The 15,658-nt window shown below is 67.9% G+C and carries 22 protein-coding genes; 9 read left to right on the top strand and 13 right to left on the bottom strand.

Features of this window, described 5'->3' with window-relative positions; genetic code table 11:
- Positions 1–30 precede the first annotated feature (30 nt).
- Positions 31–210: a hypothetical protein gene (locus G3545_RS25425; RefSeq protein WP_170016905.1), complete on the bottom strand. Its 180-nt coding sequence runs from the start codon at positions 208–210 to the stop codon at positions 31–33.
- Between the two features lie 245 nt (positions 211–455).
- Between G3545_RS25425 and G3545_RS25420 the strand changes: the two genes are divergently transcribed.
- Positions 456–698 carry a hypothetical protein gene (locus tag G3545_RS25420; protein ID WP_170016903.1) on the top strand — a complete coding sequence of 81 codons (243 nt, stop codon included), beginning with the start codon at positions 456–458 and terminating at the stop codon, positions 696–698.
- A gap of 216 nt (positions 699–914) precedes the next feature.
- Here the strand turns inward: G3545_RS25420 and rplS are convergent, their stop codons facing one another.
- The 5 genes from rplS to ffh all read right to left on the bottom strand — a co-directional run bounded on the left by rplS (position 915) and on the right by ffh (position 4,802).
- Positions 915–1,331, bottom strand: a complete 417-nt coding sequence (rplS, locus tag G3545_RS25415) for a 50S ribosomal protein L19 (protein ID WP_170016901.1) — start codon at positions 1,329–1,331, stop codon at positions 915–917.
- Positions 1,332–1,433: 102 nt separating this feature from the next.
- Entirely contained in the window at positions 1,434–2,153 is a 720-nt protein-coding gene (gene trmD, locus G3545_RS25410; RefSeq protein ID WP_170016899.1) for a tRNA (guanosine(37)-N1)-methyltransferase TrmD, read from the bottom strand.
- A gap of 9 nt (positions 2,154–2,162) precedes the next feature.
- Positions 2,163–2,705: a ribosome maturation factor RimM gene (gene rimM, locus G3545_RS25405; RefSeq protein WP_170016897.1), complete on the bottom strand. Its 543-nt coding sequence runs from the start codon at positions 2,703–2,705 to the stop codon at positions 2,163–2,165.
- 153 nt (positions 2,706–2,858) lie between these two features.
- The gene (gene rpsP / locus G3545_RS25400; RefSeq protein ID WP_170016895.1) at positions 2,859–3,218 is read right to left on the bottom strand and encodes a 30S ribosomal protein S16; all 360 of its coding nucleotides are present in this window, start codon (positions 3,216–3,218) and stop codon (positions 2,859–2,861) included.
- Positions 3,219–3,254: 36 nt separating this feature from the next.
- Positions 3,255–4,802: a signal recognition particle protein gene (gene ffh / locus G3545_RS25395; protein WP_170016893.1), complete on the bottom strand. Its 1,548-nt coding sequence runs from the start codon at positions 4,800–4,802 to the stop codon at positions 3,255–3,257.
- A gap of 301 nt (positions 4,803–5,103) precedes the next feature.
- Between ffh and argJ the strand changes: the two genes are divergently transcribed.
- The 3 genes from argJ to G3545_RS25380 all read left to right on the top strand — a co-directional run bounded on the left by argJ (position 5,104) and on the right by G3545_RS25380 (position 7,102).
- Entirely contained in the window at positions 5,104–6,351 is a 1,248-nt protein-coding gene (argJ, locus tag G3545_RS25390) for a bifunctional glutamate N-acetyltransferase/amino-acid acetyltransferase ArgJ (RefSeq protein ID WP_170016891.1), read from the top strand.
- A 67-nt stretch (positions 6,352–6,418) separates the two neighbouring features.
- Positions 6,419–6,853, top strand: a complete 435-nt coding sequence (locus G3545_RS25385) for a (deoxy)nucleoside triphosphate pyrophosphohydrolase (RefSeq protein WP_170016889.1) — start codon at positions 6,419–6,421, stop codon at positions 6,851–6,853.
- 15 nt (positions 6,854–6,868) lie between these two features.
- Entirely contained in the window at positions 6,869–7,102 is a 234-nt protein-coding gene (locus tag G3545_RS25380; protein ID WP_170016887.1) for a Flp family type IVb pilin, read from the top strand.
- Positions 7,103–7,111: 9 nt separating this feature from the next.
- Here G3545_RS25380 and G3545_RS25375 read toward each other — a convergent pair whose 3' ends face one another.
- Positions 7,112–7,990, bottom strand: a complete 879-nt coding sequence (locus tag G3545_RS25375) for a methyltransferase domain-containing protein (protein WP_170016885.1) — start codon at positions 7,988–7,990, stop codon at positions 7,112–7,114.
- Between the two features lie 71 nt (positions 7,991–8,061).
- On the opposite strand from G3545_RS25375, the gene G3545_RS25370 reads away from it, so the two are divergent.
- Genes G3545_RS25370 through G3545_RS25355 form a run of 4 tightly spaced genes read left to right on the top strand, consistent with a single transcriptional unit; the run spans position 8,062 to position 10,574 of the window.
- Complete coding sequence (locus tag G3545_RS25370; RefSeq protein WP_170016883.1) at positions 8,062–8,862, top strand: ComF family protein; 801 nt, start codon at positions 8,062–8,064, stop codon at positions 8,860–8,862.
- A 33-nt stretch (positions 8,863–8,895) separates the two neighbouring features.
- Positions 8,896–9,156 carry a glutaredoxin 3 gene (gene grxC / locus G3545_RS25365; protein WP_170016881.1) on the top strand — a complete coding sequence of 87 codons (261 nt, stop codon included), beginning with the start codon at positions 8,896–8,898 and terminating at the stop codon, positions 9,154–9,156.
- Positions 9,157–9,183: 27 nt separating this feature from the next.
- Positions 9,184–10,089: a carbon-nitrogen hydrolase family protein gene (locus G3545_RS25360; protein WP_170016878.1), complete on the top strand. Its 906-nt coding sequence runs from the start codon at positions 9,184–9,186 to the stop codon at positions 10,087–10,089.
- Positions 10,086–10,574 (top strand): DUF1178 family protein, encoded by a 489-nt coding sequence (locus G3545_RS25355; RefSeq protein WP_170016876.1) that lies wholly within the window; start codon positions 10,086–10,088, stop codon positions 10,572–10,574. Before G3545_RS25360 ends, G3545_RS25355 begins: the two co-directional genes overlap by 4 nt.
- Before the next feature lie 133 nt (positions 10,575–10,707).
- Here G3545_RS25355 and G3545_RS25350 read toward each other — a convergent pair whose 3' ends face one another.
- From G3545_RS25350 to G3545_RS25340, 3 genes are read right to left on the bottom strand one after another with little or no spacing between them, the layout of a single operon-like run.
- On the bottom strand, positions 10,708–11,319 hold the full coding sequence (locus G3545_RS25350; protein ID WP_170016874.1) for a DsbE family thiol:disulfide interchange protein: 612 nt from the start codon (positions 11,317–11,319) through the stop codon (positions 10,708–10,710).
- Positions 11,316–11,489, bottom strand: a complete 174-nt coding sequence (gene ccmD, locus G3545_RS25345; protein ID WP_170016872.1) for a heme exporter protein CcmD — start codon at positions 11,487–11,489, stop codon at positions 11,316–11,318. The genes G3545_RS25350 and ccmD overlap by 4 nt, the downstream gene beginning before the upstream one ends.
- A gap of 9 nt (positions 11,490–11,498) precedes the next feature.
- Positions 11,499–12,233, bottom strand: coding sequence for a heme ABC transporter permease (locus tag G3545_RS25340; protein WP_170016869.1), 735 nt, complete (start codon positions 12,231–12,233; stop codon positions 11,499–11,501).
- A 296-nt stretch (positions 12,234–12,529) separates the two neighbouring features.
- Between G3545_RS25340 and G3545_RS25335 the strand changes: the two genes are divergently transcribed.
- The gene (locus G3545_RS25335) at positions 12,530–13,108 is read left to right on the top strand and encodes a GNAT family N-acetyltransferase (RefSeq protein ID WP_170016867.1); all 579 of its coding nucleotides are present in this window, start codon (positions 12,530–12,532) and stop codon (positions 13,106–13,108) included.
- A 128-nt stretch (positions 13,109–13,236) separates the two neighbouring features.
- Here G3545_RS25335 and G3545_RS25330 read toward each other — a convergent pair whose 3' ends face one another.
- The 3 genes from G3545_RS25330 to G3545_RS25320 are packed head-to-tail and all read right to left on the bottom strand — an operon-like array spanning position 13,237 to position 15,658.
- Positions 13,237–14,025 (bottom strand): glycosyltransferase family 2 protein, encoded by a 789-nt coding sequence (locus G3545_RS25330; protein WP_170016865.1) that lies wholly within the window; start codon positions 14,023–14,025, stop codon positions 13,237–13,239.
- Positions 14,022–14,855, bottom strand: a complete 834-nt coding sequence (locus G3545_RS25325; protein ID WP_170016863.1) for a sugar phosphate isomerase/epimerase family protein — start codon at positions 14,853–14,855, stop codon at positions 14,022–14,024. Before G3545_RS25325 ends, G3545_RS25330 begins: the two co-directional genes overlap by 4 nt.
- 5 nt (positions 14,856–14,860) lie before the next feature.
- A complete protein-coding gene (locus tag G3545_RS25320; protein ID WP_170016861.1) occupies positions 14,861–15,658 on the bottom strand; it encodes an NAD(P)-dependent oxidoreductase in 798 nt (265 codons plus the stop codon).

Below are 15,658 nucleotides of genomic sequence, written 5' to 3'. Positions count from 1 at the left end.
AGCCGGGAGCAGGCGCACTCCGGGCGGCGCTCAGCTAAGCTGTGCGGCGGCGCAGGCGGTGAAGCGGCCGAAGAAGCGCGCCGGCAGGCGCACATGGTCCGGCACCGCGGCAAACCCGATGGTGGTCGGCAGATGGCGGCGCACCTCCGGCCGTGCGCCAGCGCACACCCGGTCCCTCGCCTTCATCGCGGCTTCCACCTCGTTCATCATGGAATGCTTCTAGCAAGTCTGCGGTGGCGACACAAATGCCGTGTCGGTGACGATCCGCCGGGGGCATGCCGTGGGCGCATGTCTTCCACGCCGCGCGCAGGCGCAACCCGCTGGAAGCACAGTTGTAATAAAGTATTTCAGCAAGCAGGCGCCGCGGGCATGGCAAATTCCCCTGCGAAAATAATGACTTGGCGAACCAGATGCCGCACCGTTAGACTTATCCCAGCGTCATGCTGGAGGCGAAAATGCGTCCGACGGATATCGTCCTCTTCGCAGCGGCCATAGGCGCTCTTGCCCTTGCCGTGGAGGGGCACAACCGCACCGACATTTCAGCGCAAGACGTCAAGCCCGAGCACAGCAACCTCATCACCTGCCCGATGCGCCAGCCGGACTTCGCGACGGTGATGCATGCGGCTTTCGTCGGCGACGGCACGCTGATCGTCGAGCAACAGACAAGCACGCGGGTGAGTCACATCAAGGACTGCTGAGGCGAGGTCGCTCTGCTTCAACATCCTTCGAGGACCGGCTTTGCCGGGCACCTGAGGATGAGGCTGCTTTTATGAGGACCACCTCATCCTGAGGTGCTCGCGCAGCGAGCCTCGAAGCATGCTCGCCCCAAGCGCATGGGCCCGTCAAAGCAAAATGGCCGGGACAAGCCCGGCCATTGGAATCTCGATGCGACGCCGGAGCGATCCGGCAGACGATCACTCGGCGGCAGTGACGGCCGGGCCCTTGGCCTTGCCCTTGACCGTGCCGGGCTTGTCCTGGCGCTCGGCGATACGGGCCGACTTGCCGCGGCGGTCACGCAGATAATACAGCTTGGCGCGACGCACCTTGCCGCGACGGACAACCTTCAGGCTGTCGATGTTCGGCGAATAGAGCGGGAAGACGCGCTCGACGCCCTCGCCATAGGAGATCTTGCGAACAGTGAAGTTCTCATTGATCCCGCCGCCGGAGCGCGCGATCACCACGCCTTCATAGGCCTGGACGCGGGTGCGCTCGCCTTCCTTGACGCGGACGTTCACGATCACCGTGTCGCCCGGCTGGAAGTCCGGAAGGGTCTTTACGGCGGAGAGCTTCTCGATCTGCTCGGCATCGAGCTGCGCGATAATATCAACCATTTTATCACCTCAGGCGAACGTCACCGCGAGCGGGCGTCCGCATCTTGCTGTTTTCAGTTGGAACAGTGATGGCGCGCCCTATACGCGAAGTCGCGCCGCTTGTCATTCCCTATTCGTCGCAGAACCGTCATGCGCAAGTGCCTCATGCGCCTGCCACAAGTCCGGCCGGCGCTCGCGGGTGGCGGCCTGCGACTGCGCACGCCGCCATTTGGCGACCTTCGCGTGATCCCCGGAGGTAAGCACCTCGGGAATTCCCTGCCCCTCGAACACCGCCGGCCTTGTATATTGCGGGTATTCCAGCAGCCCGTCGGAGAAGCTCTCCTCGGTGCCGGATTCCGGATGGCCCATCACCCCCGCCAGCAGCCGGACGCAGGCGTCGAGCAGCACGAAAGCGCCGATCTCGCCGCCGGAGAGCACGACATCGGCGATCGAGACCTCCTCGAGCCCACGCGCCGCGACGAGGCGCTCGTCGACCCCCTCGAACCGCCCACAGACGATGACGACCCCCTCCCCCGCCGCCAGTTCGCGCACCCGGGCCTGCGTCAGTGGGCGGCCACGCGGGGTCATCAGCAGGCGCGGGCGGGTATCACCTTCGGGCGCGGCGGCATCGACGGCACGCGCCAGCACGTCGACCCGCATCACCATGCCCGGCCCGCCGCCGGCCGGCGTATCGTCGACCGAACGGTGGCGGTCGGTGGCATGATCGCGCGGATCGATGGCCTCGACGCTCCACGCCGTACCGAGCGCGCGCCCGGCCAGCGAGAGGCCGAGCGGGCCCGGAAACATCTCCGGGAAGATGGTGAGAACGGAGGCGCGCCACATGAGCTGCCCCTATTCCCGGTCCGCTTCCGGCGGCGGCTCGTCTTCCCTGGCCCATTCCGCCGGATTGATCGTCACCGTGCCGCCCTTGATGTCGACCGCCGGCACCACGGCCTTGGTGAACGGCAGCATCAGGGTCTTGCCCTTCTCCGTCGGCGCGATTTCGAGAATGTCGTCGGCGCCAAAATTGTGCACGGCGACGACGGTGCCGAAGGCCGCGCCCTCGACGGTCACGGCCGCCAGGCCGATCAGGTCGGCGTGGTAGAAATCGTCCTCGTCCTCGATCGGCGGCAATTGCGTGCGCGTGACATGGAGGCCGACATTGGTCAGCGCCTCCGCCGCCTCGCGCGTGTCGACGCCTTCCAGACGGGCGACGAAATGCTCCTTGCCCGGCCGCATCGTCGTGATGCGGAATTTCCGCTTCCCGGTCTCGTCGGTGAGCGGGGAATAGCGGCGCAGCGCCTCGGCATCGGCGCCGAACACGAACAGCCGCACCTCTCCCCTCACGCCATGCGGCGCGCCGATGCGGGCGAGGAGGATGCGGTCGGTGGGCATTGGCGTCGCTCGGGGGCGGGCATCCTTCGAGGCTCGGGCAATGCCCGAGCACCTCAGGATGACGTTGCTTTTAGAACCACGTCATCCTGAGGTGCGAGCGAAGCGAGCCTCGAAGGATGCTGAAGCAGGGCGCCGCAGCACCCCGCTCAGACATCACTCGGTCGGGGCAGCAGCAGCCTCGGCGGCCTTGGCGGCAGCGGCGGCGCGCTCCTGCGCCTTCTTGCCGGGCACGGCCTTCTCCGGATTGTTGCGGACTTCGCGCTTCTTGATGTCGAGGCCATCGAGGAAACGGGCGACGCGGTCGGTCGGCTGCGCGCCCTTGGCGAGCCAGGCCTTGGCCTTCTCGACATCGAGGGTGAAGCGGTCGGCGGCGTCCTTCGGCTTCAGCGGATCGAAGGTGCCGATCTTCTCGATGAAGCGGCCATCACGCGGCGAGCGCGAGTCGGCGACGACGATGCGGTAGTAAGGACGCTTCTTGGCGCCACCACGGGCGAGACGGATCTTGAGGGACATTGTTCTTTCCTTTCAGGTACGTACGTTCGTTGAGAGCTATTTCTTCTTCGGCGGGAAGCCCGGCAGCCCGGGAAGGCCGCCCGGCTTCGGGCCGAGGCCCGGCAATCCGCCCGGAAGTCCGGGAAGGTTGCCGGGGAATTTCGCGGGGAGACCGCCGGGCATGCCGCCATTGGGCAGCCCTCCCGGCATCTTTTCCGCCATCTGCTTCAGGGCTTCCGGCGAGGGCATGCCGCCGCCCATGCCGAACATGTTGGCGAGGCCGGCCATCGGGCCGCGCTTGCCGGCGGGCCCGCCCATCATCTTCATCATGTCCGCCATCTGGCGGTGCATCTTCATCAGCTTGTTGACGTCTTCGACCTTGGTGCCAGAGCCGGCGGCAATGCGCTTGCGGCGCGAGCCGTCGAGCACCTTCGGATTGCGCCGCTCCTTGCGGGTCATCGAATCGATGATCGCCTTCTGGCGCTTGATCATGCGGTCGTCGAGACCGGCATTGGCCATCTGGTTCTTCATCTTGCCGACGCCGGGCAGCATGCCCATCAGCCCGCCAAGGCCGCCGAGCTTCTCCATCTGCTCGAGCTGGCCGCGCAGGTCCTCAAGGTCGAAATTGCCCTTGCGCATCCGCTCGGCGGCGGCCATCGCCTTTTCGGCGTCGATGTTCTCGACCGCCTTCTCGACGAGGGAGACGACGTCGCCCATGCCGAGGATGCGGCCGGCGACGCGGCGGGGATCGAAATCCTCCAGCGCGTCCATCTTTTCGCCGGTGCCGATCAGCTTGATCGGCTTGCCGGTCACCGCGCGCATCGAGAGCGCGGCGCCGCCGCGCCCGTCGCCATCGGCGCGGGTCAGCACGATGCCGGTCAGCCCGACGCGCTCGTCGAACGCCTTCGCGGTGTTCACCGCGTCCTGGCCGGTGAGGCTGTCGGCGACCAGCAGCACTTCGTGCGGACGCGCCGTCGCCTTCACCTCGGCGACCTCGGCCATCAGCGCCTCGTCGAGCGTGACGCGGCCGGCGGTGTCGAGCATCACGACGTCGAAGCCGCCGAGGCGCGCAGCCTCCATGGCGCGGCGGGCGATCTGCACCGCGCTCTGCCCGGCAACGATCGGCAGCGTTTCGACGCCGACCTGCTTGCCGAGGGTAGCCAGTTGCTCCATCGCCGCCGGGCGGCGAGTGTCGAGCGAGGCCATCAGCACCTTGCGGTTCCCCCGCTCGGTGAGGCGCTTGGCGATCTTGGCGGTCGAGGTGGTCTTGCCCGAGCCCTGCAGGCCGACCATCAGGATCGGCACCGGCGGCGCGGCCTCCAGATCGATCGGCTTGGCATCGGAGCCGAGTGTCGCCACCAGCTCGTCATGGACGATCTTGACGACCATCTGGCCGGGGGTGACGGATTTCACCACCTCGGCGCCGACCGCGCGGGCGCGCACCTTGTCGATGAAGGAGCGCACCACGTCGAGCGCGACGTCGGCTTCGATCAGCGCGCGGCGTACTTCGCGCATGGCCTCGTTCACGTCGGCCTCGGAGAGAGCGCCGCGCTTCTTCAGCCGGTCCAGTATGCCGCCAAGGCGGTCACTGAGTGAATCGAACATGCGTCCGTTTGCTCCATGCTCCCGTAATCGAGGCAAAGCCGAAAAACGCCCGAGGGCGCACAGCGCTGTCGGGCGGGAACCTCCGGTCTCAAGGGCCGGGCGGCGGGACGGCTCGCAAGGATGAGCGAGAATGAAGGCGGGTTACTAATCGCCGGATGTGGCGAAGTCAAGGAAAGCCGGCCTTCCCCTGCGCGCGCGACCACGCCTGCCTTGCGCGCGACGGCGGCTTCGGGCACATCCAACGCGCCTTCCCGCCACCATGCCTTCCCGCCAGCGCGCAGGATACTTCCGAGGATCGCCGATGTCCGCAGCCAAGGCCACGCCCGTCTCCCCGCTCGCCCCGAAGACGACGCCCGAGGTCGGGGAAGTCGCCGGCGTGCGCTTCGCCACCGCCGAGGCCGGCATCCGCTACAAGGGCCGCACCGACGTGCTGCTGCTGGCGCTCGACAAGGGCACCACGGTCGCCGGCGTCTTCACCCGCTCGAAGTGCCCGTCCGCCCCGGTCGAATGGTGCCGGGCGCAGCTTGGCGGCGGCAAGGCCCGCGGCCTCGTGGTGAATTCCGGCAACGCCAATGCCTTCACCGGCAAGAAGGGCCGTGTCGCCACCGAACTCACCGCCAAGCTCGCGGCGAAGGCGCTTGGCTGCAAGCCGAGGGAGATCTTCCTCGCCTCCACCGGCGTCATCGGCGAGCCGCTCGACGCCACCAAATATGAAGGCGTGCTCGACGAGACCGCCACCCGCCTCGCGCCATTGCCGTGGATCGAGCCGGCGCGCGCCATCATGACCACCGACACCTTCCCGAAGCTCGCCACCGTGAGCGTCGAGATCGACGGCGTGCCGGTCACCATCGCCGGCATGGCCAAGGGCGCCGGCATGATCGCGCCGGACATGGCGACCATGCTCTCCTTCGTCTTCACCGATGCGCCCATCGCCGCGCCCGTGCTCCAGGAATTGCTGTCGAAAGGCGTCACCGACAGCTTCAACGCCGTGACCATCGACGGCGACACCTCGACCTCCGACACCCTGCTCCTGTTCGCCACCGGCGCCGCCAAGGGCATCAAGGAGGTCAAGGACGCCAAGGACGCCCGCCTCAAGGCCTTCCGCAAGGCGCTGCAGGGCGTGCTCGCCGACCTCGCGGAACAGGTCGCCCGCGACGGCGAAGGCGCCCGCAAGCTGGTGCGCATCGCCGTCACCGGCGCCACCTCGAAGCGCTCGGCGCGGCGCATCGCCATGTCGATCGCCAATTCGCCGCTGGTGAAGACCGCCATTGCCGGCGAGGACGCCAATTGGGGTCGCGTCGTCATGGCGGTGGGCAAGGCCGGCGAGCCGGCCGACCGCGACCGCATCGCCATCCGCTTCGGCACCATCCAGGTGGCCGCCGAGGGCGCGCGCGATCCGAGCTATGACGAGCAGGAGGTCTCCACCTACATGAAGGGCGACGTCATCGATCTCGGTGTCGATCTCGGCCTCGGCAAGGGTGCCGACCGGGTGATGACCTGCGACCTCACCAAGGAATATGTCGCCATCAATGGCGATTATCGTTCCTGATATCGGGAAATAACCCGCATTTCGGATAATTCGGGCAGCGTGGCGTTAATATCTTGCCGGTAGCCTATTGGGGTCGTTCGTGAAACTCGTTCTGGTAGCCGCCTGTGCTCTGGTCGATGCCGACGGCCGCGTGCTCATCACCGAGCGCCCGGCCGGCAAGGCTCTGGCCGGATTGTGGGAATTCCCCGGCGGCAAGGTCGAGGCTGGCGAGCGGCCGGAGGAGACGCTGATACGCGAGTTGGCGGAAGAACTTGGCATCGTCGTCAAGGAAGCCTGCCTCGCGCCGCTGACCTTCGCCAGCCACACCTATGCGGACTTCCAGCTGCTGATGCCGCTGTGGATCTGCCGCCGCTGGGAAGGACTGGCGCAGGGCCGCGAAGGCCAGCGTCTCGCTTGGGTGCGTCCCAGCAAGCTGCGGGACTATCCCATGCCGCCGGCCGACGAGCCGCTGATACCGGTAATCGTCGACATTGTCGGGTCCGGGGGTGTCGGACTGCCTTGAGTGGAGTGGGCCACAATGGTGCCGTGCCGGAATCTGCCCGATGAGCCCGGATTCTCGGGCAAGCTGAGGGATTTCTGGCGCGACGAGGGCGCAGCCACGTCCATCGAATATGCCATCATTGCCGCAGGCATCAGCACTGTCATCGCCGGCGCGGTCTATTCGCTCGGCGACGCCGTCAACGAGCAATATTACGTCAAGATCCTCGCCGCGGTGCGCGCGGTGCAGCCGGCCAATCCGGCCAATCCCTGACCGCCGATCTTAATCCGCCCCGCCCGGCTTCAACGGGATTTCCCGCGCGCCCAGCGCATCCGCCAGCCGGTGCTTGGCCGAACCCGGGCGCAGCGGCTGCTGCTGGCTCTCATGCGGCGCCCAGCCGGATATCCAGACGATCTCGAACGTCGCCCGCAGCCGCCCGTCCGGATCGGTGAAGCGCTCGGCATAGACCTCCACCGCGCGCGCCAGAGTCTCGCGCCGGAGCGGCGCGCGCCGCCGGGCGCTGAGCGGGTTGGCCGCGCCCATGCGGCGCAGATCGGCGAACAGCGCGAACGGATCGGCATAGCGCACCACCACGCGGTCGACATCGGTGACCGGCAAGGCAAAGCCGGCGCGTTGCAGCAGCCCGCCGAGGTCGCGCAGATCGGCGAACGGCGCGACGCGCGGCGAGATGCCGCCGACCGTATCGCTCTCGGCGATCGCAAAGCTCTCGCGCAGTTCGTTGAGCGTGCCGCTGCCGAACAGCGCGGCGAGCAGCAGCCCATCCGGCCGCAGGGCGCGGCGGATCTGCGCCAGCGCGCCCGGCAAGTCGTTCACCGTCTGCAAGGCGAGCGCGGAGACCGCGAGATCGAACGCGACCGGCGCCAAAGGCAGCAATTCCGGATCGGTGACGACATCGACGTCGGCCCGCTCGCCGGGACCGAAGGCATAAAGCCGGCCGACGCTACCGGTGAGCGCGTGCCGTACTGCTTCCCCGGCGGTGCCGATATCGGCCGCGACCTCGAACTGCCGCTTCACCGCCGTCAGCCGGTCGGCAAGATCCTCCGCCACCCGGTCGAGCAGGAAGGTCGCCGGCCCGAGCCGGAGTGCGCGCCGGCGCCGGGCCGTGAGCGCGCGGGCATCGAATATGTCGGGAGCGGACATTGGCTGCCTCGGCTGTTGCGCGCGTCTTAGTCCTCCCGCCCGTCCCGGTCAAAGCATGCTAGGCTCGGTACATGGATACGGAGGCACCCGCACCACCGCTCGCTACGCGCCTGCGCCATGGCACGGCCATGGCAATGCTCAAGCTCGGCCGTGGCATTGCCGACCTTGTGCTGCCGCCCGGCTGCATCGCCTGCCGCGCCGCGGTGAGCGATCCCGGTGCCCTGTGCGCCGCATGCTGGCGCCGGCTGGAATTCATCACGCCGCCACTGTGCGAACGGCTCGGCACGCCCCTGCCCTATGACTCGGGCAGCCGAATCTCCCCTGGAGCGCTGGCCCAGCCGCCGGCCTACAGCCGCGCCCGCGCCGCCGTGACGTTCGGCGAGGTCGCCCGCGATCTGGTGCACGCGCTGAAATATGCCGACCGCATCGAGCTCGCCGCCCCGCTCGGTGGGCTGATGGCGCGGGCCGGCGCCGAATTGCTCACCGAGGCGGACGCGCTGGTTCCGGTGCCGCTGCATCCGCTGCGGCTGTGGCGGCGACGCTTCAATCAGTCGGCAGCGCTGGCGATGGCGATCAGCCGCAGCGCCAATGTTCCGGTGCGCACGGGGTGGCTGGAACGGCGGCGCGCGACGATCCCGCAAGTCGGCCTCGACCGTGCCGCCCGCGCCGCCAATGTCGCCGGCGCCTTCGTCGTCCCGGAGGAAATGGTGGGCGAGGTACGCGACGGCCGCATCGTCGTCGTCGACGATGTGCTCACAACCGGCGCCACGCTCGACGCCTGCGTCAAGGCGCTGAGCCGCGCCGGCGCCGCCGAGGTCGATGTGTTGGTGTTCGCACGGGTTGTTGACGACGCGTCCACGCCCATATCATAGGCTACCCCTTCAACACCAAGCGCCCGGTGCCCGATGTCAGCGGTCGAAATCTATACGACGAGTTCCTGTCCCTATTGCCACGCGGCCAAGGACCTGCTGCGCCGCAAGGGCATCGAATTCTCCGAGATCAATGTGACGGGCGACGCCGAAGGCCGCGCGGCGATGACCCGGCGCGCCCATGGCCGCAGCAGCGTCCCCCAGGTCTTCATCAGCGGCAACCATGTCGGCGGCTGCGATGACCTCTATGCTCTCGACGAGGCCGGCGAACTCGACCCGTTGCTGGTCGCCGACTGATTGTCTCATTTGCGTACGGAGAACAGCATGAGCGCCCCCGACACCCGCCAGGCCGCCGCATCGCAAGGCGCGCCCTTCAAGGCCGCTTTGGTGCAGATGCGCACGGCAAAGAACGTGGGGGCGAATGTCGAGGCGGCGAGCGCGCTGATCCGCCAGGCGGCGGCCGAGGGCGCCAGCTACATCCAGACCCCGGAAATGACCGGCACCATGGAGGAAAACCGCGCCGCGCTGTTCGCCATCCTGCATGAGGAGGAGAGCGATCCCGCGCTCGCTGCCTTCCGCACGCTGGCGGAGGAGCTGAAGGTGCATCTGCATGTCGGCTCGCTGGCCGTGCGGGCGAGCGAGCACCGTGCCGCCAACCGCTCCTATCTCATCGCGCCGGACGGCTCGATCGCCGCGCGCTACGACAAGATCCACATGTTCGACGTCGATTTGCCCAATGGCGACGTCTATCGCGAATCCACCGCCTACCGCCCGGGCGAGATTGCCGTGCTGGCCGATCTTCCAGAGATCCGGCTGGGCTTCACCATCTGCTACGACCTGCGTTTCCCGGCGCTGTTCCGCGCCCTGGCCGAGGCCGGCGCCGGCATGATCGCGGCGCCTGCCGCCTTCACCCGCCCGACCGGCGAGGCGCACTGGCACATATTGCTGCGCGCCCGTGCCATCGAGACCGGTTCCTATGTGCTGGCGGCCGCGCAGGGCGGCAAGCACGAGAATGGCCGCGAGACCTTCGGCCACAGCCTCATCATCGACCCCTGGGGCACCATCCTCGCCGAGGGCGGCACCGAGCCCGGCATCATCACCGCCGAGATCGACCCCGCCAAGGTGGCGGCGGTGCGCACGCGCATCCCCTCGCTCGACCATGGCAGGCGCTTCGAATTGGTGCCGCCCGGCGAGGTGACACGGCTGCGGGTCGCCGGTGACGCAGCATGATCCGCTATCAGCTACGTTGCGACGCCGACCACGATTTCGAGAGCTGGTTCCGCGATTCCGCCGCCTATGAGGGCCAGCGCAAGAAGAAGCTGGTCGCCTGCCCGGTCTGCGGCTCCGCCAAGGTGGAGAAGGCGATCATGGCGCCGGCACTTGGCCGCGGCACGAAGAAGTTCGCGCAAGACGCCAACTCTGCGCCAGCTTCCGCCCCCGTCGAGACAACGGCCGCCGAGGCTCCACAGCCGGTAGCGCTGATCTCCGAGAAGGAGCGCGAACTGCGCGAGATGCTGCGCGCGGTGCGCGAGCACGTGGTGAAGAATTCCGACTATGTCGGCGACGAGTTCGCCACGGTCGCCCGGCAGATGCACGAGGGCGAGGTCGAGAAGCGCTCCATCTATGGCGAAGCCAGCGCCGAGGAAGTGAAGTCGCTGATCGAGGACGAGATCGAGATCCACCCGCTGCCGAGCCTGCCGGACGAGCGGAATTAGGCGCTCTGCTGCAGCATCCTTCGAGGCCCGGCCAAAGCCGGACACCTCAGGATGACGTCGTTTTTAAAGCCACGTCATCCTGAGGTGCGAGCACTAGCGAGCCTCGAAGGATGTTGCAGCAGGGCGACCTACCCTACCCGCCCGCCGCCATCGCCTTGGCGATCTCCGGCATGAGCCGCGTCCGCAACCCGTCCTCGTCGATCGGGCCGACATATTTGTAGGCGATGCGCCCGTCCTTGCCGACGATGAAGGTCTCCGGCACGCCATAGACGCCCCATTCGATCGCGGCGCGGCCATTGGCATCGACGCCGACCGCGGCGAACGGATTGCCGAAGCGGCCGAGGAAACGCCGGGCATTCTCGGCATCGTCCTTGTAGTTCAGGCCGACGAGGCGGAAGCCCTGCTGCTTCGACAGTTCGACCAGCAGCGGGTGCTCGTCGCGGCACGGCGCGCACCAGGAAGCGAACACGTTCAGCACCGTCACCTGGCCCTTGAGCACCGCGGACTCCAGCCCCGGCACCGGCGCGCCGTCGCGGGCGAGCCCGTCAAGCGCGGGCAAATCGAGCACCGGTGCCTCATGGCCGATCAGGGCGGACGGCAGGCGCGAGGGATCGCCGGAGAACAGGCGGCCATAGAACAGTGCCGCCAGCGCCGCGAAGGCGATCAGCGGCAGCAGCACTAGCAGCCGCCGTCGCGGCGGTGCCGGCTGGCCTTCGATAGGGGTCTGGGCGGGCGCTTCGCTCATTGCCCCTCCTCGCGGCCGGCGGAGCGGCGGCGCACGCCGCGCGCATCCATTTCGTCGAGCGAGCGGCGCACCGCGCGGCCGTCGAGCATGATCCAAGCCACCAGCGCAGCCAGCACCGCCGCCGAGCCGGCATAGGCGGCGAGGATGAAGGAGGCGTGTTCCCCGAGCATGGCTTTACCTCAGGCGAACGCGGCTTCGGCGGCGGCCCTCGCTTCGAGCGAGCGCAGCCGGCGGCGCAATATCTCGTTGCGCATCGCCATCAGATGCAGCGTCAGCATCAGCAGCGTGAAGCCGATGGCGGTGAGCAGCAGCGGCCACAGCAGGCTCGGATCGATGGTCGGTCCGCCCAAGCGAAACACCGAGGCCGGCTGGTGCAGCGTGTTCCACCAGTCGACCGAGAATTTCACGATCGGCACATTGACGAAGCCTACCAGCGTCAGCACCGCCGCCGCGCGCCCGGCCTGGTTCGGATCCTCGACCGCCGAGCGCAGTGCCAGCAAGCCGAGATAGAGCAGCAGCAGCACCAGCATCGAGGTCAGCCGCGCATCCCACACCCAATAGGTGCCCCACATCGGCCGACCCCAGAGCGAGCCGGTGAGCAGGCACAGGAAGGCGAATACCGCCCCGATCGGGGCCATCGCCTTGTGCGCGACATCCGCCAGCGGATGCCGCCACACCAATATGCCGAGCGCGGACAAGGCCAGCGCCGTGTAGCCGAGCATGGCGAGCCAGGCGAACGGCACATGGATGTACATGATCTTCACGGTCTCGCCCTGCTGGTAGTCGGCAGGGGCGCGGAAGGCGAGCACGAAGCCCGCTGCCAGCACGATGGCGCTCGCCGCCGCGAGCCACGGCAGCACCCGCCCGGAAAGGGCGAGGAAACGGGTCGGGTTCGCGAAGTCCATCAGCGCCATGGCGCGGTTCTAATCGGCTGCAGGACGGGGGGCAACTCACGCATCCTGCGGCACAACGCGGATGTGATGGCCGTAACGGTAATCAACGGAGGTGTGATGGGCGGACGCGCCCTCGCCGGATGAATGCCCGGTGAATGCCACGTTCAGCCTCGATTCCTGAGGCCGTCCCTAGCTTGACGACACGATGGCGTGATTCCCGGGGCCCTTCCGGTTTGGAAAATGGGCTCTAAGTCTCGCCGTGCCCAGTAAGCAGACGGTGCCCCGGGCGGGGGCCTCCGGAAGACGGAGACAAACTGATGCCGGCGACCCAATCGAGCTCAACCGCGGCTGTTCTGCGCGTCCGTCGCGCCAATCCCACCGACCTTACCGATGTTCGCCGCCTCCAGGCGGCATCGCTGCGCGGCTTTGCGCGTCGCGTGCATGGCGAGGAGGTGATCGAATCCCTCATTCCGCGCATCGGCACCTTCGACGCCGAGCTGGTGTCCGACGGCACCTTCTTCATCGCCGAAATCGAGGGCGAGGCGGTGGCCTGCGGCGGCTGGTCGATGCGCGAGCCGAGCTACATGGGCAGCGAGATCGAATTGCCGACCACGGCCGGCGGCGTTGATGTGCCGCACGTCCATGGCGTGTTCGTGCATCCGCTCTTCATCCGCTACGGCATCGGCTCCGCCTTGCTGGAGCGCATCGATGCCGACCTGCGCACCCAGGGCTTCGCCCGTGCCCGGGTGGCGGCGACGCTGGCGGCCGAAGGCTTCTTCGCCGAGCGCGGCTGGCGCCGCCAGGGCGCGGTGTTCGGCGCGCTGGACGGCGGGTTGATCTTCGTCGCCATGGGCATGGAAAAGCGCTTCGCCTCGGACCTGCGTTTGGCGGCTTAATTCCCAAAGTCGTCATCCCGGACGGGCCGCAGGCCCGATCCGGGATCGTAGGAAGGTGATGCGCGGGACTTCACGCGATCCCGGCTCTCCGCTGCGCTCCGGCCGGGATGACGACCCAGCAGGGGTCGCTATGGATTGAACCGTCCCGTCGCCGCGGCGAACAGTTCGCCCAGCATGTCCAGGCGCCCTCTCATGCCGCTGATCTTGGTCGGCGTGGCCTCGCCCACCGGGTAGCGGCGGGCGACCGGCACCTCCGTGGTGCGCAGGCCCAGCCGCGCCGCGCGCACGGTCAGATAGAACAGCAACTCATAACGCACGAACACGTCGCGAAACGGCGCCACGCGCGGATCGGCGAGGTAGCGCGCCGAGTAGGCGCGGAATCCGTTGGTCGTGTCGGTGTACCAATGCCCGGCGGCAAGGCTCAGCACCGGCGCATGGATCAGCCGGCCGGCGAGATGGCGATCCCGCGGCGTGTTCTCGGCGACGCCGCCGGCGACATAGCGCGAGCCCTGCACATAGTCATACCCCTCGTCGAGCTTCTCCAGGAACAGCGGGATGGCATCGACGCCATCCTTGCCGTTGCCGTCGACAGTGACGACGCCGTCATAGCCCTCGTCCAGCGCGAAGGCATAGGCGATGCGCAGCTGCGCGCTCAATTTGCCAGGCGCGGTCTTGGTCAGCAGCGCGCGCACGCCGACGAAACGCAGGAAATCGGGATCGAGCGAGCCGTCGGTCGAGCCGCCATCGGCGATGACGATGTCGCATGCCGGGGCAAGTTCGGCGATTTGCCGAAGCTGGCGGCGGATGCGCTCGCCCTCATTGATGACCGGGATCACCAGCACATGGCGGTGCTGCTTGGGCCCCAGGATGTCGGTGCGATGCGCCGGGATGGCACGACTGGGCGTATCGGTGCTCATAGAGGATCGGCCCCAGCGGCCAGCACGGCGGACGGCATGTAGAGTTCGGAGATCAGTTCGGCGGCGCCCGCCGCCGCGTCTTCCCATGCCCCCGCCGCCTTCATCTCCGCCGAGATCCAGCCATCATAGGAGGCTTCGCCGAGCGCCGCGGCGATCGGACCATGGTCGACGCCGGAAGCGCCGAGCGCGGCGAGTTGCGGCTCGCTGACATGGAAATGGCTGGCAAAGGGCGCCGCTTCGACGATCACCGCCGGGTCCTCCTGGTTGAGGAACATGGTCCCGGTGTCGATCTGCAGCCGAACGCCGGGATGGTGGATCGCCTTCACCAGATCCAGCGCCTCGCGGGTCGTGGTGGCGAACTTGCAGCCATAGACCGGCGCATTGGCCTCGAAGGCGAGCGTGGTGCCCTCATCGGCGAACAGCGGGGCCAGGTAGCCGAAGAAGTCGGCCGCGATCCGGAACGCGGCATCGGGCGCCAGATCCCCCGGATTGCGCACCCCCGGCGCGCCGAACACGCAGGCCCCCGCCCCCAGCGCACCGGCTACCCGCGCCACTTTGGCGAGATGATCGCGCAGCCGCGTTCTCGCCTCCTCGGCGCCGAACAACGCAACGCCGCTGATGCCGAACAAGATGCCCTGCATGGCGACGATGCGAAGCCCTTCGCCCTCGATCGCGGCGCGCGTCTCGGCAAGGCGCGCCGGCGCCGCCGGCCAGCCCGGCACCGATTTGCCCGGCGCGATTTCGATGCCGGAGTATCCCAGCCGGCTAAACACCTCACAGGCCGCCGGGTCACTTACGCCGTCCGGCAGCAGGATGTTCGAGATCGCCATTCCCTTCACGATGTCGCCCCGGCCTTGACCGCCTCGATGCCGCGCTCGTCTGCGACGAAGCCGCAAATGGTGTCGAGACACTTCTGCGCCGACATGATGAACGCCCCCTCCCCGCCGAATGCCTGGGCATGCCGGGTGCCGACACGGTACTCCGGCGCCGGATACTTCTCCTCCCCGACCACGACGCCGGGGAAGTCGCACTCGATGATCTCGCGCATCCGCACCGGCTCGGTGAACAGGTTCACCAGCTTGAGCCCGACGCGCCGCGTGGTGCCGATATCGGCCCACAGCCGCGAGACCGGATACCACTGGAACAGCCCAGCCGGATTGATGAGATCGGTCTGGTTGTGGTGCAGCAGGTCGTAGATGGCGTTCTTGCGCAGCCCGGGCCCGAACAGCGCCGGCAGCCGCACGATGCGCACCAGCGGGAACGTGTCCTTGGCCCACTCTTCCAGCTCGTAGCGGTGGCGGCCATAGGCATGGTTCGCCGCCGGGTCGATCGCGGTGGCCTCGTCGCCGCCGGCGGCCGGGTCGGGATAGACGTCGATGGTGGAGATCAGGATGAGCTCGCCGATCTTCGCCGCGCCGAGCGCGTCGGTCAGCAGCTTGATGCCGGCGCGGTCCGCCTCGGGATCGCGGTTCGCCATCCATTTCACCGCGGAGACCCCGGCGCAGACCACAAGGTCGAAGGAGCGCCCCGCCATCTCGTTGATGTTACGGCTGTTGTAGCGTTCGTCGAACACCGTCGCCGCGTCGAGATTGGAGCCGACGAAGCCGGTATGACCGATCAGTGCCGTGATCAT

Origin of the sequence: Starkeya sp. ORNL1, from assembly GCF_012971745.1 — a bacterium.
Lineage (GTDB): Bacteria > Pseudomonadota > Alphaproteobacteria > Rhizobiales > Xanthobacteraceae > Ancylobacter.
Note: the sequence above shows the minus strand (reverse complement) of the source record. Positions and strands in the feature narration are given on the sequence as shown.

Coding starts and splice junctions, on each gene's coding strand:
- G3545_RS25425 (WP_170016905.1), bottom strand. CDS start 210: ATGATGAACGAGGTGGAAGCCGCGATGAAGGCGAGGGACCGGGTGTGC.
- G3545_RS25420 (WP_170016903.1), top strand. CDS start 456: ATGCGTCCGACGGATATCGTCCTCTTCGCAGCGGCCATAGGCGCTCTT.
- rplS (WP_170016901.1), bottom strand. CDS start 1,331: ATGGTTGATATTATCGCGCAGCTCGATGCCGAGCAGATCGAGAAGCTC.
- trmD (WP_170016899.1), bottom strand. CDS start 2,153: ATGTGGCGCGCCTCCGTTCTCACCATCTTCCCGGAGATGTTTCCGGGC.
- rimM (WP_170016897.1), bottom strand. CDS start 2,705: ATGCCCACCGACCGCATCCTCCTCGCCCGCATCGGCGCGCCGCATGGC.
- rpsP (WP_170016895.1), bottom strand. CDS start 3,218: ATGTCCCTCAAGATCCGTCTCGCCCGTGGTGGCGCCAAGAAGCGTCCT.
- ffh (WP_170016893.1), bottom strand. CDS start 4,802: ATGTTCGATTCACTCAGTGACCGCCTTGGCGGCATACTGGACCGGCTG.
- argJ (WP_170016891.1), top strand. CDS start 5,104: ATGTCCGCAGCCAAGGCCACGCCCGTCTCCCCGCTCGCCCCGAAGACG.
- G3545_RS25380 (WP_170016887.1), top strand. CDS start 6,869: ATGGTGCCGTGCCGGAATCTGCCCGATGAGCCCGGATTCTCGGGCAAG.
- G3545_RS25375 (WP_170016885.1), bottom strand. CDS start 7,990: ATGTCCGCTCCCGACATATTCGATGCCCGCGCGCTCACGGCCCGGCGC.
- G3545_RS25370 (WP_170016883.1), top strand. CDS start 8,062: ATGGATACGGAGGCACCCGCACCACCGCTCGCTACGCGCCTGCGCCAT.
- grxC (WP_170016881.1), top strand. CDS start 8,896: ATGTCAGCGGTCGAAATCTATACGACGAGTTCCTGTCCCTATTGCCAC.
- G3545_RS25360 (WP_170016878.1), top strand. CDS start 9,184: ATGAGCGCCCCCGACACCCGCCAGGCCGCCGCATCGCAAGGCGCGCCC.
- G3545_RS25355 (WP_170016876.1), top strand. CDS start 10,086: ATGATCCGCTATCAGCTACGTTGCGACGCCGACCACGATTTCGAGAGC.
- G3545_RS25350 (WP_170016874.1), bottom strand. CDS start 11,319: ATGAGCGAAGCGCCCGCCCAGACCCCTATCGAAGGCCAGCCGGCACCG.
- ccmD (WP_170016872.1), bottom strand. CDS start 11,489: ATGCTCGGGGAACACGCCTCCTTCATCCTCGCCGCCTATGCCGGCTCG.
- G3545_RS25340 (WP_170016869.1), bottom strand. CDS start 12,233: ATGGCGCTGATGGACTTCGCGAACCCGACCCGTTTCCTCGCCCTTTCC.
- G3545_RS25335 (WP_170016867.1), top strand. CDS start 12,530: ATGCCGGCGACCCAATCGAGCTCAACCGCGGCTGTTCTGCGCGTCCGT.
- G3545_RS25330 (WP_170016865.1), bottom strand. CDS start 14,025: ATGAGCACCGATACGCCCAGTCGTGCCATCCCGGCGCATCGCACCGAC.
- G3545_RS25325 (WP_170016863.1), bottom strand. CDS start 14,855: ATGGCGATCTCGAACATCCTGCTGCCGGACGGCGTAAGTGACCCGGCG.
- G3545_RS25320 (WP_170016861.1), bottom strand. CDS start 15,658: ATGATCACGGCACTGATCGGTCATACCGGCTTCGTCGGCTCCAATCTC.